This window comes from Sporosarcina sp. GTC18466 (assembly GCF_055389225.1).
Genome location: NZ_AP044037.1, coordinates 3,079,519 through 3,094,763, shown reverse-complemented (window position 1 = coordinate 3,094,763; position 15,245 = coordinate 3,079,519). Strand labels below are relative to the sequence as shown.

Sequence of the window (15,245 nt, the reverse complement as noted above, 5' to 3'; positions counted from 1 at the left end):
ACTTGTCAATATAACATAAATTTAGTATTCCAACAACCTGCCGCCCCCTTGTTTTCCGCCTTCTGAAAAGCAAAAAGGCGGGGGATTGATCCCCCGCCCTGCTTGATCAGGCGCGTTGCCTGGATTTCTTGACTGCGTAGAAAATACTCGCTCCGAGTCCTCCCCAGATGATGAGGATTCCGAGGATCATCATAAAGATCGCATCTCCGCTCATCGTAGATCCCCCTTATCGATTATCATAGTCCGTTGCATCGAGCGCTTTCCGGTTCCATTTGAAGAATGTGAAGATGATTGCCATGACGATCGCGAACAGCGCAACCGACCAGCCGCCTGCCATGATGAAGGCATCTGAATATCCTTCGTAGTTGCCTGTGCCGCCTTCGCCGGTCTCGTGCAATTTCATCAGGTTGACCCGCAGAAGGTCGATCATCATATACCCAAGCACAATCGGTGTGATGAAGAGCAGGCAGATCTTCCATAGCCAGCCCACACTGATATCCGAAATTTCATTGGCATGGACTTTGAAGACATCGAGCTTGCGGAACACCCATCCGATCAGGATGACTTCCACGAGGCCGATTGCCGCCACGCCGAACTGGTTGATGAAATAATCTGCTACGTCGAGGAAATAAAGTCCTCCGTTTGTTGCGAACAGCAAAGAGATGAGCGCTGCGAGACCGCCTCCCAATGCTACCGCTTTGCGGCGGGAGATATTGAACTTCTCCGAAAGGCCTGCCACGTACGTCTCACAGATCGAGACGAGCGACGTCAAGCCTGCCAGCACTAGTGACAGGAAGAACAAGGCCCCGAAGATCCCGCCGAGGGCCGGAATCTGGTTGATGATCTGCGGGAAGACCGCAAACGCAAGCCCTACGCCTGCCGTAGCGACTTCACTGACAGGCACATTGGCCTGCGTCGCCATGAATCCGAGCGCCGCGAAGATCCCGATCCCTGCGAGAAGTTCAAAACCTGAGTTCGCGAACCCGGTGATGAACGCGTTATTAGTGATGTCCGACTTCTTCGGCAAGTAACTCGAATACGTAATCATGATCGCAAAGGCGATCGATAGACTGAAGAAGATATGGCCATAAGCTGCCACCCACACTTTCGAGTTTGCGAGCTGGCTCAGATCAGGCTTGAAAAACGCCTCAAGTCCAAGCGCCGCCCCGTCCAGCGTGAGAGCACGCACGACGACGAGCAAGAACACGACAATCAGTGTCGGGATGAAAATCCGGTTCGCCAGCTCGATGCCTCGCTTGACGCCGGAGAACAAGATGATGAGCGCGATGGCCCATACGAGAACGAGCGGAATCAGGACGCCCGGCACAAGCCCTCCGATATCTCCAGGATTTTCTGCCAGGTGCAAGACCTTATTATAGAGGAACCCTGTCGTATCGTCCCCCCACGCCTTGGTGAATGAATAGATTGTGTACTTCATCGCCCATGCGATGATGACCGCATAGTACGTCGAGATGACGAAGGAGACGAAAATCCCCCACCAGCCGATCCACTCCGCCTTCTTGCCGCTCATGCGGAAGAAAGAGAGCGGTGCAGAACCGCGATACTTGTGGCCGATTGTGAATTCCATGATCAGGATCGGGATTCCGGCTGTCAGCAATGCGAATAAGTATGGTATAAAAAATGCCCCTCCGCCGTTTTCATACGCTACGTACGGAAAACGCCAGATGTTGCCGAGCCCGACTGCCGAACCGACCGCTGCCATGATAAAACCGGCTCTCGTCCCCCATTGTGAACGCTGTTCCATATAGTTTTCCCCCTTTCCCTTCCCTCCCTTTTAAAAGGGAGCAAAAGTTATATGTTTTCAGATTACTATATAATCTTAGTGTCTAGTATATACATCGTTTAAATTATTGTCAAAACAATATTTAATTCGACAATAAAGTTTTTTAAAAGAAAAAGGATGGCAGATTTGCCATCCTTTCGTCCATTCTATCAACTTTGCCGGACTGCCTCCGCTGAGCCCGTTTTCCTGCTTCTGGCAGCCCAGAAGGTGAACAGCATAGCGACGATGAATACAATCCCGGCAAGCCCGAACCAGACAGTGCCTGTCAGGCCAAGGATCAAATAACCGGCAGCCGCTATGCTTGCCGCAATCAATGCATACGGCAGCTGTGTCGAAACGTGGTCCATATGATTGCAGCCTGCCCCTGTCGAAGAGAGGATTGTCGTGTCGGATATCGGGGAACAATGATCTCCGAATACTGCTCCTGCAAGCACCGCAGACAGCGCCGGCAATAACAATTCAGGTTCCGCATTCAGCATGATCGTGCCTGCGATCGGCAAGAGGATGCCGAACGACCCCCAGGAAGTGCCTGTCGCAAATGCCATCAGGCCGGCAAGGACGAACATGAGGACCGGTATGAACGTGACCGGGATGTTCGATTCGCTGACCACCCTGGAAAGGAATTGGCCCGTCTCCAGAATGTCGATCAAATGCGTGAGCGACCACGCGAAAATCAAAATCAAAACCGCAGGCATCATCGCCTTCAACCCGCTGATGAACGCTTTTCCGACGAGGCCGGCTGATGCCGTCTCATTCTTCTTCATCTGCGTGCCATAGAGGATGACAGCGATCAGGATACCCGCAATTCCGCCGGTCACCAGCGATTTTGGCACATCCGTATTCTCGAAGATCGACCAGATGCTCGCCGATCCGCCGATCGTATACCCTGTATAGATCATCATCCCGAACGTCACCGCGACGAGCGTGATGATCGGCGCAATCAGGTCGCGCACTTTCCCGAACGGATGGACCGGGAACTCATCTTTGAGCTGGCCGGGAATGTCTTTTGATGCATCGTACAATTCACCCGTCTGCTCCGCGCGTTCTTCGTGTTTCTTCATTGTGAAGAAATCGATGTTCGTCCAGGCGAAGAAAATGACCATGGCAAGCGTGACAATCGCATAGAAGTTCATCGGCACCATGAGCATAAATGCAGACAGCGGCGAATAATTCAGCGCGGCCGTCGAACCGAGGATCAGGGCCAGCTGGCCGATCAGGAATGCGCCCCAGCTCGAGATCGGCGAGATGACGCAGACCGGAGCGGATGTCGAGTCGATGAAATACGCAAGTTTCGCCCGGGAGATTTGATGGCGGTCCGTGATCGGACGCGCAATCTGGCCGACCGCAAGCGCATTGAAATAATCATCGACGAAAATCAGGATGCCGACGATGAACGTCAGCAATTTCGCGCCCCGTTTTGTGCGGATGCGCTTCACCGCCCACTCCGCGAACGCCCGGCTGCCGCCGGACAGGCTGACAAGCGCCGTGATGACGCCGAGCATCAGAATGAAGAGCATGATGAAAATATTATACGTATTCCATTCGCCATCCGACCAGAAGGACACGATCATCCCCGACCATAGCTGCCGGAGCGTCTCCCCTGGTGAAAATGACGCGACGAGCAAAGCAGCCGCCACAATCCCGCTGCCGAGCGACAGCAAAACCCTTTTCGTCACCAGTACCATCAAAATCGCGATGAGCGGCGGTACAATCGATACCCATGTTCCAATCATACTAACTCCTCCTATTCATCCGAGGATCTGTAGAAGAAAATGAAAAGCCGATACCCCGTCGCACTATGCGACCTGGTATCGGCTGTCTACTGTTCGTCTGTTGGATAAAACGTTCGTTATCTAACGTACGATGTGTAGCTCATCATGCGCAAATGCATGACAGTGCCATCCCTGTTCGGAATGACCCCAGCTTGAAGGGCCTGACAACCCATTCAGCTTCGGCAATGCTTCCTTTTACATGCGGTCAACGGCGTCACCCTCGCGCATGCGACTCATAAGCATCGCAGCCTCTACCTAATCGATGTTCCTCTGTTGTGTATAAGATTATCAAGCTTTTACGGAGAAATCAAGGGGTTGCAGTAAACGCGGAAAGTTCTTGCAACTTGGCTGGGGGGAGTTGGTTGGGAGGACGGCTGTTTATAGGCAGATAGGCAGAGGCTGTTTATGGCTGATGAGCGACCGTTTACGACCCGCGCACGCCCATTTAGCCAGGCGAGCGACCGTTTATGGCTGTCGAACGACCGTTTAGCCAGAGGAACGACCGTTTACGACCGGCGTGCGCCCGTTTAGCCAGAGGAACGACCGTTTACGACCCGCGAACGCCCGTTTAGCCAGAGGAACGACCGTTTACGACCAACGAACGCCCGTTTAGCCAGAGGAACGACCGTTTACGACCCGCGAACGCCTGTTTAGCCAGATGAACGACCGTTTACGACCGATGAACGCCCATTTAGCCAGAGGAACGATCGTTTACAGAAATCAAGCACCTATATCCCCTGCATCAAAGCAGCCATTCCACGTCCTCATCATGTTAATCACGTCCCCCCCAAAAAACCGCCAGCCTCTTGTGGCCGGCGGTTCCCTATCTATTGTCCGCCTTTCAGCGGCATGGGGACTTCGATTTGCGGCGGGTTGCCTCCGCCTTGATTGTAAATCTGCGGGATCGGGCTTTGGATCATGCCGAAGGCGACGAGGATCTTCTGTTCGACTGTGCTCGTTCGAGTCGCGAGGGGAACGATGATCTGCACGTTGACTTTGACGATGATGTTCACTTCGACAATGGCGTTGTTGATGCCGAATTCTTCCACGCTCGATTCGACGTCGGTGTGCACGTTGCCGATGACGTGGAAGCGGATGGGGATTTTCGGCCCGAGGTTTCCGAGCAGCGGGATGTTGGTCGCTTGGCCGACGGGCACATAGAAAACGACGCCGCCGTGGCTTTCCATCGCTTTCGGGTCATATTCGACGTTTTCACCCATGGGCAGCAAGTCGAGATTGCCGCCCTCCGCCAATTCCAGATGCGTCTCGACCAGGCTGTGGATTTCAGCCATTGTCCGGTTAATGATTTCCGTATCGAATTGGGTCGTCACCATGACGCCTGTTTCGTTTGGAACATTTTTGATGACATCATTGGCGTTGTACACTTCCGTACTCCGCGATTTGATCGCTTGGGTGATGACATATGCGGCAATCCGTTCCGTCTCCATTTCCGCGTATCGTATGTAAATGGGGGTCAGCTGAGAATTGATGTAATATAAAAACAACGCAATGGATAGCAGGAACGCAGGCAGAAGAAGCGGGGGGATCCATCGCCTTTTCTTCCTGTTCCGCTGTTTTGACTTGCGCGGGGCTTGACCGTAGAATTTCAATACGACTCCTCCTGCTACAAAATATGCAGAAGAAAGGCCGTTTTATACCATCAATTCCCCGCCAGCCGAGCTTTCCCGTACCATGCGGCGACATCCCGGATCAACTCGGGCATGATGTATTCCTTCGGCGCTTCCTGCAGCTGCGGAAAGAAAAAGCCGAACGTGAACATGTCGAGCGTCACAAGCCGGTACAGCTTTGAATCGTCAGCCGCTTCTCCGCGGATGACAAGCTGTCCATCCACCATCTCCAGCTGCTCCCAGATGAGCGAGCCCATGATCGTTCCGCGGAAACCGAGACCTTTGATTTCGGAAGGCGGCCATTCGGGATTCAGCGACAATTCATATACTTCTTTCAGCTGCGCGCCTGTCAATGTAACGACGCACGGGTTGATCGGATGCGGCAGAATGGAATGCAGATCGCCTTTCGTCACCCATCCTTCCTGCAGCCCGCCGAGGAAGATACCCGCATTGAATAGAGCGCAATCCGCCTCGGTGTAGGCGATCAACGCTTCTCCGAAAAACGTTGACAGCCCGCTGTTGCCGAACAATTCGTTTGGCAACGCCTCGGTACTGTAGAAGACACGATCTTTCAGCGCCTCTTTTCCCCGGCGCATCAGTTCAGCGGCCGTTTCGGTGTCTCCCTCTTCCCTCGGCAGCTCCGCAGCTGGCAAAACAGCTGCTTGCAGCGACGTGCGTGCTCCGCTTTCATCGAATTCAGCAGTCACATGTCCGGCATAATCGCCGAATTTCCCGGTCGCCGCGAGCAGCGTGCCGTTCGCCCATTCCCCTTCCGGAAATAAATGATGGGTATGCCCTCCTAAAATCAGATCGATGGCATCCGTCAGGCCCGCCAGCTTCCTGTCTTCATGCATGCCGAGATGCGATAGGCACACGACAAAATCCGTTCGCTCCCGCAGTTCCTCCGCCAGTTCAACGAGCAGGCCAAGCGGTTCCTCGATGCGCCAGCCGAGCTGTGAATAGAAGGCCGTATAGACGGCAGTGGCACCGATGACGCCGATGCGCAGTCCGCTGCGCGCCTCATATATTTTATACAGGTCTGCCCATTTCGGCAGCGTGCCGTCCACTTCCCGCAAATTGGCGACAATGACGTCAAACGCCGCCCCCGCATACAAGGTGCCAAGCGCGTTTTTGGACAGTGTTATCCCTTCGTTGTTGCCGATGGTCACCGCATCATAGCCCGCCCGGTTGAGCAAAGCGACATTCCCTTTGCCGGACGTCCCTTCCGTGAACGGATGGGACCTGTCGACGTGATCGCCGATGTCGAATAGAAAACAGGCATCCCCGTCAGCGAGATGCCTTTCTTTTGATTCGATGAAAAACCGTTCGATCTGCGGCCAGTTGCCAAAATGGCTATGAATGTCATTTGTGTGATAAATATGGAGTTCCCTCTTCTTCATGTCATCCCCAAATCCCTTCATAGATCGATCTGAGTCCGAATAATAGGAGCATGATCCGCAAAACTGTGACAAGCGTATCTGAGTTCATCTTCTTGTTCAGCATGGATCCGATCGTCCCGCCGATATACGCGCCTGGAATGACCGGCAGCGTATACAGCCACGGCACATTCCCGAGGGAAATATGGGTGACCGAGTTGACGAGCGCAGACAGGAAAACCATGAGCATCGATGTGCCGACCGCAACATGCGGCGGGAACAGGAACAGGAGGATCATCGCAGGGACGATCATCGTGCCGCCGCCGATGCCGAACAGTCCGGACGTGAAACCGATGACGAACGTCAACACGAGCGCGAACCAGATCGGGTAGCCGTACACATGCGACTCGCCTTGCGGATCGATGAATACGCGTTCCTTGCCGTGATCGACGAACCAGTGGATCGGTTTCAAATATTTCCGTGCGAGCAGAAGCACCGACAGGACGATAAGCAAAATGCCAAAGTATAGATTGAATGATTGCAAGCCGAGGCTTTTATTGAAAAATGCGCCGATCAGCGTCCCCGGCACGGTGCCAGCGAAGAAGATCAATCCACTCTTATAATCGACCGTTTTCATCTTCATATGCGAAATGGTCGATGATAATCCGTTGAATACCATCATGATGACCGATAAGCCGACGACGCTCTGCGGCGTGATGCCAGGAATCCAGCCGAGATCGATGCCGATCAAGAGAGTGAGCGGGACGAGGATCGTTCCGCCGCCGAGCCCGACGATCGAGCCGAGAATTCCGGCCGTGGCTCCGATAATTGCGAGCAGTACATAGGCCATCATCCTTCGTCACTTCCAAACAGGTCGAGCTGGCGCGAAGAGAGTCCGTCCTGCCCGATGCCGAGCATCTGTTCAAACCGTTTCGCATTTTCCGCTGCATGGCCCCCGGAATTATTATTGAAGACGATATAAACACGCTCGGATGCTGCTTCGAGCGTGTTTGCCGCTTCTTCGATCTCCTTCAGCTCATCATCCGAATAGTTATAGAGATAGCGGACTTTGCGCCACTCCTTGCTGTCGCCTGTCGTATTGACCCAGCCCGCGGTATTGCGGCCGTGCAGCCGCAAGAATGCTTTATCGGGACGGGTCGCGACTGCGAAGAGCGGGATGCTCCCTGTTCCTGCCTGCGGTTCATCGGCCGCTGCGTGGATGGCGCCGAGCTCCCTCAGGAATTCGAATGTCTTGCCCCTATATTCCGGTGCATACCAGCTTTCATGGCGGAATTCGACCGCCACGTCGTAACCTTCCAGCTGGCTGCATATGTATCTGATCTCTTCGACGTTCGAGCGTGTGCAGTCAAACCATGGCGGGAATTGCGCCAGCACCATGGCCAGCCTCCCTTCCTCCTCTAGCGGTCCGATCGACAGGCGGAATGCCTCGAACATTTCCTCCTTCGATGCGAAGGGGATTTTGCCGCGCTGGTGCCCTGTCATCCCTTGATATGCCTTCACGATGAACTGGAAGCCAGGCGGCGTTTCGCGGATCCATTTACGGATATTCCGCTCTGGCTGGATCGCATAGAAACTTGAATCGAGTTCGACGATCGGAAAGTGGGAACTGTAATCGATCAGCTTTGCGTTCGCTTTCGTCTTCTCGGTATACAGGTCAGGATGGTCGCCCCATCCCGTCAGTCCGACTTGAATCATTCCCCTCTCTCCTTTCTGCAAAAATCAATATACTCCATCATAGCATATGCATCTGTGGCCTGTTTGCCAGTTTGCCTAGTCTTCTTCTCATTCCCGCTTGGCTGCTGATGAAACGAAAGGCTTGATGGAGCGTCTGAAGATGTGAAAAACGCTCTTTATGTAGATAAAGAAAAGAGCCACGCAAATCCGCGTGGCTCTTACCTTTAGAATGATTTATCCGATGGAACCTTCCATTTCGAACTTGATCAAGCGGTTCATCTCAACCGCATATTCCATTGGAAGTTCTTTCGTGAACGGCTCGATGAAGCCCATGACGATCATTTCAGTCGCTTCCTGCTCTGGAATTCCGCGGCTCATCAAGTAGAAGAGCTGCTCTTCCGATACTTTGGAAACTTTCGCTTCGTGTTCAAGCGAGATGTTGTCGTTCAAGATTTCATTGTATGGAATCGTGTCGGATGTCGACAGTTTGTCCATGATCAATGTATCACATTCGATGTTCGCACGAGCGCCTTCCGCGCGGCGTCCGAAGTGGACGATTCCGCGGTATGTCACTTTTCCGCCATGCTGGGAAATGGACTTCGATACGATCGTGGACGATGTGTTCGGTGCAAGGTGCATCATTTTCGCGCCTGCGTCCTGGTGCTGGCCTTTTCCTGCGAGTGCGATGGAAAGCGTCATGCCGCGAGCGCCTTCGCCCTTCAGGATACAAGCCGGGTATTTCATCGTCAATTTCGAACCGATGTTGCCGTCGATCCATTCCATTGTCGCATTCGCTTCGCAGACCGCGCGCTTCGTGACAAGGTTGTAGACGTTGTTCGCCCAGTTCTGGATCGTTGTGTAACGGCAATATGCGTCTTTCTTGATGATGATCTCAACGACCGCACTGTGAAGTGAGTTCGTTGTGTAGACCGGTGCTGTACAGCCTTCCACGTAGTGGACGCTCGCCCCTTCGTCTACGATGATCAATGTACGCTCGAACTGCCCCATGTTTTCGGAATTGATCCGGAAGTAGGCTTGCAGCGGCGTATCGACTTTCACGCCTGGCGGCACATAGATGAATGATCCGCCTGACCAGACCGCGGAGTTGAGCGCCGCGAACTTGTTGTCGGAATTCGGGATGACCGTGCCCCAGTATTTCTTGAAGAGCTCTTCGTTTTCACGAAGTGCGGAATCTGTGTCTTTGAAGACGATTCCCATCTCTTCGAGGTCTTCTTTCATATTATGGTAGACGACTTCGGACTCGTATTGAGCCGATACGCCTGCGAGGTATTTCTGTTCCGCTTCAGGGATACCGAGCTTATCAAACGTACGCTTGATCTCTTCAGGCACTTCATCCCAAGAGCGTTCAGTCGCTTCGGACGGTTTGACGTAGTAAGTGATCTCGTCGAAGTTCAAGGAATTCAAGTCGCCGCCCCATTGTGGCATCGGCTTGCTATAGAAGAGTTCCAGGGATTTCAGACGGTAGTCGAGCATCCACTGGGGTTCTTCCTTCATCCGTGAGATTTCTTCCACGATTTCTTTCGTCAACCCGCGCTCCGAACGGAAAACAGAAACGTCTTTGTCATGGAAACCATATTTGTAATCGCCGATTTCCGGCATTTTCTTCGCCATTTGTATTCCTCCGTTCCTTATAATGCGTGCGGATCGTTCTTAGTCTTCCTGCTCCGCGCCGACTCCCTTTTCCATCGCTTTCCATGCGAGTGTGGCACATTTGATGCGGGCCGGGAATTTGGCGACGCCTTGGAGGGCTTCGATATCGCCGAGGTCGACGGAGTCGTCGATCTCCTTGCCGAGCATCATGTCAGAGAAGAGATGGGCATAATGTGCCGCGTCTTCGATCTTTTTGCCTTTGATGAGCTGGGTCATCATGGAGGCGGATGCCATGGAGATCGAGCAGCCTTCCCCTTCAAATTTCGCGTCGCGGACGATCCCGTCCTCGACTTGCATCGTCAGATGGATGACGTCGCCGCATGTCGGATTGTTCATGTCGATGGTGACTGTATTGTTTTCAAGGACGCCTTTGTTTCTAGGGTTCTTGTAATGATCCATGATGACTGAGCGGTAGAGCTGATCTAGTTTTGAGTTCATCATTACGCGAAATACTCCTTTGCCATGCGGAGTCCTTCAACGAGCCGGTCCACATCATCTTCGTTGTTATAAATATAGAAGCTTGCGCGTGCGGTCGCGGAGACATCGAGCCATTTCATAAGCGGCTGCGCGCAATGGTGGCCCGCCCGCACCGCGACACCGTTCATGTCGAGGACGGTCGCGAGGTCATGCGGATGGACGCCGTCGATATTGAACGTGACGATGCCTGCGCGTTTTCCCGGATCCCGCGTGCCGTAGATCTGAAGGCCGTCGATTTCGGACATGCGCTCCATCGCCATGTTCGCAAGCTGCTGCTCGTGCTGTTCGATCCGGTCGAGGCCGATCGAGCGCAAGTAGTCGATGGCGGCGCCAAGACCGATTGCGCCTGCAATGATTGGCGTTCCCGCTTCGAACTTCCAAGGAAGCTCTTTCCACGTAGAATCATACAGGCCGACGAAATCGATCATCTCCCCGCCGAATTCGACAGGCTCCATCTGCTCGAGCAGCTCTTTCTTGCCGTACAGGACACCGATGCCGGTCGGGCCGCACATCTTATGTCCGGAGAATGCAAGGAAATCACAGTCGAGATCCTGCACATCCAGCTTGAGATGAGGTGCCGCCTGCGCGCCGTCGACAACCATGACAGCGCCGTTAGCATGCGCAATTTCGGTAATCTCTTTGATCGGATTCATCGTTCCGAGCACGTTCGACACGTACATGATGGAAACGATCTTCGTCCGGTCCGTCACCACTTCCCGGACTGCATCAAGCGAAAGCGTGCCGTCTTCTTCAAGGTTGACGTATTTCAAGACGGCGCCTTTCTCTTTTGCAAGCTGCTGCCACGGAATGATGTTCGCGTGGTGCTCCATATACGTGATGACAATTTCATCGCCTTCTTCGATATTCGCCCGTCCGTAGCTTTGCGCGACCCAGTTCAGGCCTGTCGTCGCGCCTCGCACGAAGAGGACTTCTTTCGTCGATTTGGCATTGATGAATTCACGGACTTTCTCGCGCGCGCCTTCATAGCCTTCCGTCGCCCGGTTTCCAAGCGAGTGGACGCCGCGGTGCACGTTCGAGTTATCATAGCGATAATATTTATCGAGTGCCTCGATCACTTGCTTCGGCTTCTGGGAAGTCGCAGCACTGTCGAGGTAAACGAGCGGATAGCCGTTGATCTCTTGGTCAAGTATCGGAAAATCATTGCGTATGTCTTTGCTGAGCATTAGCGCACTTTCCTTTCAATGACCTCCGTCAATTGCTTCTTGACGCCTTCGATCGGCAAGCTGTTGACGACCGGCGCAAGGAATCCATGGATGACGAGGCGTTCTGCTTCCTGTTTCGAAATTCCGCGGCTCATCAAATAGAAGAGCTGAAGCGGATCGACGCGTCCGACTGATGCTGCGTGGCCTGCCGTCACATCGTCCTCGTCGATCAACAGGATCGGGTTCGCGTCGCCGCGAGCCTTTTCGCTCAGCATGAGGACACGTGACTCTTGCACAGCGTCAGAGCGTGTCGCGCCTTTTGCGATGCGTCCGATGCCGTTGAAGATGGAGGAAGACGCATCCTTCATGACACCATGTTTCAAGATGAAGGCCTGCGTATCAAGGCCCCAGTGGACAATCTCGGATGTAAAGTTCTGCTTCTGGCTTCCGCGTCCGACGACGACGGATTTCATATCGCAAGAAGAGCCGTTGCCGACAAGATGCGTGATGTTCTCTGAAATCGTGTCGCTGTCGTTCATGAGGCCGAGCGCCCATTCGATGCGGCTGCCAGGACCTGCAACACCGCGCCGGTTCACGTATGTCGTGAATCCTTTCGCGAGCACATCCACCGCGCCGTATTCCACTTTGGCGTTTTCGCCTGTGAACACTTCGGCGATGATGTTCGCTTGTCCTTTCGCTTCCTCGACTGTCGACTGGTAGTTCTCGACATATGTGAGCGAGCTGTTCGCTTCTGCGACAATCAATGTATGGTTGAAGAGGGAAGCCTCTTCGTTGTCATGCAGGTAGATGACCTGGACCGGCTCTTCGATTTCCACATCTTTCGGAACGTATACGAAGACTCCGCCGTTCATCAGCGCCGCGTGAAGTGCTGTCAGCTTATGCTCATCGACTTTCACGCCATCCGTCATGAGATACTTCTGCACTAATTCGCCGTGCTCGCGCGTCGCCGTGAAGATATCCGTCAAGATGACACCCTTCGACTTCAAGTCTTCGGAGAGCGAGACGTATGCCGGCGTATTGTTATGCTGCACGTAGATGTTCTTCTGTTCTTCCACATTGACGAGCGCCTTCACTTCTTCAGGAAGCTGGCTTAGCGAAGCGAATGTCTCCGATTCCACTGCATGAACCGGGAAATTCGTGAAATTCCACTTATCAATTTTCGTCTTATCTGGTGTCGGCATTGGAAGCTGTTCCACTTTTTCAAGAGCGTCTGAACGGAACCCAGCCATCCACTCGGCTTCATTCACGTCTTTGGAGTAAGAGCGGACGTCCTGTTCGGTCAATGCCATTTTCGTTTCAACCGTCATTCTGAGTCGTCCCCCTTCTTATGCTTCTTGTCCTACTGTTTCGTCTTCGATGCCAAGCTCCTCTTTCACCCAGTCATATCCGTTCTCTTCAAGCTTCTTCGCAAGCTCTTTACCGCCGGATTTGACGACGCGTCCTTGCATCATGACGTGGACGAAGTCTGGCGTAATGTAGTTGAGGAGACGCTGGTAGTGCGTGATGATCATGCAGCCGAAGCCTTCTCCGCGCATTTCATTGACACCTTTCGAAACGATTTTAAGCGCATCGATATCTAGACCCGAGTCAATTTCGTCAAGGATCGCGAATGCCGGCTTCAGCATCATAAGCTGAAGAATTTCGTTGCGCTTCTTCTCTCCGCCTGAGAAGCCTTCGTTCAGGTAGCGTGTCGCCATATCCTGATCCATTTCGAGAAGGTCCATCGTGTTGTCAAGTTCACGGATGAACTTCATGAGGGACACTTCATCGCCCTCGCCGCGGCGCGCATTGATCGCAGAGCGGATGAAGTCGGCGTTTGTCACGCCGGAGATTTCGCTCGGGTACTGCATCGCAAGGAACAATCCAGCCTGCGCGCGCTCGTCGACTTCCATCTCGAGGACGTCTTTCCCGTCGAGTGTCACGCTGCCTGAAGTCACTTCATATTTAGGGTGGCCCATGATTGCAGACGCGAGCGTCGATTTACCTGTTCCGTTCGGTCCCATGATCGCATGGATCTCACCTGTATTGATCGTCAAATTGACACCTTTCAATATTTCCTTGCCTTCAATTTCGACATGAAGGTCCTTAATCTCCAAAGTTGCCATTCCACTACCTCCAATATGATAAAGATGAACGGTTGATCCATTCTCAATTAAGTTTCATTCTAATCTTATCGCATCTAGAGCAGGGTTGCAAATCATTAAGAATGATTATAATCTATCTGCGCATATTTGCTTATGTTTCCCGAATTCCCGCATTCCAATTCTTTGCTTCCATCAATTCTTCCTAAGCGCGGTTTCATTTTCATTTACAGATCAAGGAGTGAGAATTACAAACAAAAAAGGGCCTGCAAGCGGCTTTCCGCCGTGCAGTGCCCTTTTCCCCTTATTTCGCGCCAGGCGTGAAACGGTCGACAATCATTGCAAGCGCTCCGTCGCCGGTGACGTTCGTCGCCGTGCCGAAGCTGTCCTGCGCCATATAAAGCGCGATCATCAGCGCAATCATCGACGGATCGAAATGCAGCATGGAAGCCAGCAGTCCGGTTGCCGCAACGACCGCGCCGCCCGGTACGCCGGGAGCCGCGATCATCGTCACGCCGAGCATGAGGATGAACTGGAAGTAGCTTCCGAAATCGATCGGCATGCCGTTCATCAGCAGCACCCCGATCGAGCAGGAGACGAGTGTGATCGTGCTTCCCGACAGATGGATCGTCGCAAACAGCGGGATTGTGAAATCGGTCACCCGCTCGGAAGCGCCCGTCTTCTTCGCCTGGCGGAGCGTCACCGGAATGGTCGCCGCAGACGACTGGGTGCCGATCGCCGTCATATAGGCCGGCGCCATCGTCTTCATTAGATAAAACGGATTCTTTTTATTCAACGAACCGGCGACTGTGTATTGCAGCGTCAGCATGATCAGATGCAGGATGATGATCATGACGAACACAACGGCGAACACCGACAGCACTTTCGCGACTTCGCCGGTATATGTCATGTTCAGGAAAATCCCGAAAATATGGATCGGGAGCAGCGGGATGATGATGAAGGAGATCACTTTTTCGATGATCAGATTGAATTCTTCAAAGAACGTGAGCATCGTCTTGCTGCCGATCGCCGCCATGCCGATCCCGAGCACGAACGCGAGCAGTAGCGCCGTCATGACGCCCATGACGGGATCCATCTCGATGTCGAAGAAACTCGTCAGCGCTTCACGGCTCCCTTCGATCTTTTCCACCCCGGTGTTGATGAAATTCGGCAAGATCATCCGCGCTGCAAAAAAGGCGAGGACGCCCGCAATGATCGTGGATATGTATGCAAAAACAGTCGCTAGGCCAAGGAGTTTGCCGGATCCCTTGCCAAGTTTCGCGATTCCCGGTGCGATGAATGCCAGGATGATGAGCGGCACGACAAAGTTCAGGAAGCCTCCGAAAATCATGTTGAACGTCGCGAACACACGCCCGAATCCTTCCGCGAATCCCTCGTGCAGCTTCGGCAGCGCCCAGCCAAGCAGGACGGCTAGGCCTATGGCGATCAGGATGCGCCAGATCAATCCTATTTTCCTCATACCCTATTCCCCTTCCAATTCAATGATATTTTTTAGATACTTTACCATAGAAAAGTGAGACAGGATATGCAGATTTA

General features: G+C 53.2%; 13 protein-coding genes and 1 riboswitch. All 13 genes read right to left on the bottom strand.

The genetic code is table 11. The features are described from left to right. Positions 1-106: 106 nt before the first annotated feature. Complete coding sequence (locus ACZ5FK_RS15485; protein WP_464805756.1) at positions 107-214, bottom strand: methionine/alanine import family NSS transporter small subunit; 108 nt, start codon at positions 212-214, stop codon at positions 107-109. Between the two features lie 12 nt (positions 215-226). Further along, positions 227-1,765: a sodium-dependent transporter gene (locus ACZ5FK_RS15480; protein WP_464805755.1), complete on the bottom strand. Its 1,539-nt coding sequence runs from the start codon at positions 1,763-1,765 to the stop codon at positions 227-229. 188 nt (positions 1,766-1,953) lie between these two features. Beyond that, complete coding sequence (locus tag ACZ5FK_RS15475) at positions 1,954-3,537, bottom strand: Na+/H+ antiporter NhaC family protein (RefSeq protein ID WP_464805754.1); 1,584 nt, start codon at positions 3,535-3,537, stop codon at positions 1,954-1,956. A 127-nt stretch (positions 3,538-3,664) separates the two neighbouring features. Beyond that, positions 3,665-3,838, bottom strand: a riboswitch (Lysine riboswitch). A 565-nt stretch (positions 3,839-4,403) separates the two neighbouring features. Continuing rightward, entirely contained in the window at positions 4,404-5,186 is a 783-nt protein-coding gene (gene yunB, locus ACZ5FK_RS15470; protein ID WP_464805753.1) for a sporulation protein YunB, read from the bottom strand. 50 nt (positions 5,187-5,236) lie between these two features. After that, a complete protein-coding gene (locus ACZ5FK_RS15465) occupies positions 5,237-6,604 on the bottom strand; it encodes a bifunctional metallophosphatase/5'-nucleotidase (RefSeq protein WP_464805752.1) in 1,368 nt (455 codons plus the stop codon). A gap of 1 nt (position 6,605) precedes the next feature. After that, positions 6,606-7,430, bottom strand: coding sequence for a sulfite exporter TauE/SafE family protein (locus ACZ5FK_RS15460; protein WP_464807452.1), 825 nt, complete (start codon positions 7,428-7,430; stop codon positions 6,606-6,608). Next, on the bottom strand, positions 7,430-8,296 hold the full coding sequence (locus ACZ5FK_RS15455; RefSeq protein ID WP_464805751.1) for a DUF72 domain-containing protein: 867 nt from the start codon (positions 8,294-8,296) through the stop codon (positions 7,430-7,432). Before ACZ5FK_RS15455 ends, ACZ5FK_RS15460 begins: the two co-directional genes overlap by 1 nt. A gap of 213 nt (positions 8,297-8,509) precedes the next feature. Continuing rightward, the gene (gene sufB, locus ACZ5FK_RS15450) at positions 8,510-9,907 is read right to left on the bottom strand and encodes a Fe-S cluster assembly protein SufB (RefSeq protein ID WP_464805750.1); all 1,398 of its coding nucleotides are present in this window, start codon (positions 9,905-9,907) and stop codon (positions 8,510-8,512) included. Between the two features lie 39 nt (positions 9,908-9,946). Next, on the bottom strand, positions 9,947-10,387 hold the full coding sequence (gene sufU, locus ACZ5FK_RS15445; protein ID WP_464805749.1) for a Fe-S cluster assembly sulfur transfer protein SufU: 441 nt from the start codon (positions 10,385-10,387) through the stop codon (positions 9,947-9,949). Beyond that, positions 10,387-11,607 carry a cysteine desulfurase gene (locus ACZ5FK_RS15440; protein ID WP_464805748.1) on the bottom strand — a complete coding sequence of 407 codons (1,221 nt, stop codon included), beginning with the start codon at positions 11,605-11,607 and terminating at the stop codon, positions 10,387-10,389. The genes sufU and ACZ5FK_RS15440 overlap by 1 nt, the downstream gene beginning before the upstream one ends. Beyond that, a complete protein-coding gene (gene sufD, locus ACZ5FK_RS15435) occupies positions 11,607-12,914 on the bottom strand; it encodes a Fe-S cluster assembly protein SufD (protein ID WP_464805747.1) in 1,308 nt (435 codons plus the stop codon). Before sufD ends, ACZ5FK_RS15440 begins: the two co-directional genes overlap by 1 nt. A gap of 18 nt (positions 12,915-12,932) precedes the next feature. Beyond that, positions 12,933-13,712: a Fe-S cluster assembly ATPase SufC gene (sufC, locus tag ACZ5FK_RS15430; RefSeq protein ID WP_464805746.1), complete on the bottom strand. Its 780-nt coding sequence runs from the start codon at positions 13,710-13,712 to the stop codon at positions 12,933-12,935. A gap of 280 nt (positions 13,713-13,992) precedes the next feature. Further along, positions 13,993-15,168 carry a dicarboxylate/amino acid:cation symporter gene (locus ACZ5FK_RS15425; RefSeq protein WP_464805745.1) on the bottom strand — a complete coding sequence of 392 codons (1,176 nt, stop codon included), beginning with the start codon at positions 15,166-15,168 and terminating at the stop codon, positions 13,993-13,995. Between the last annotated feature and the right edge of the window lie 77 nt (positions 15,169-15,245).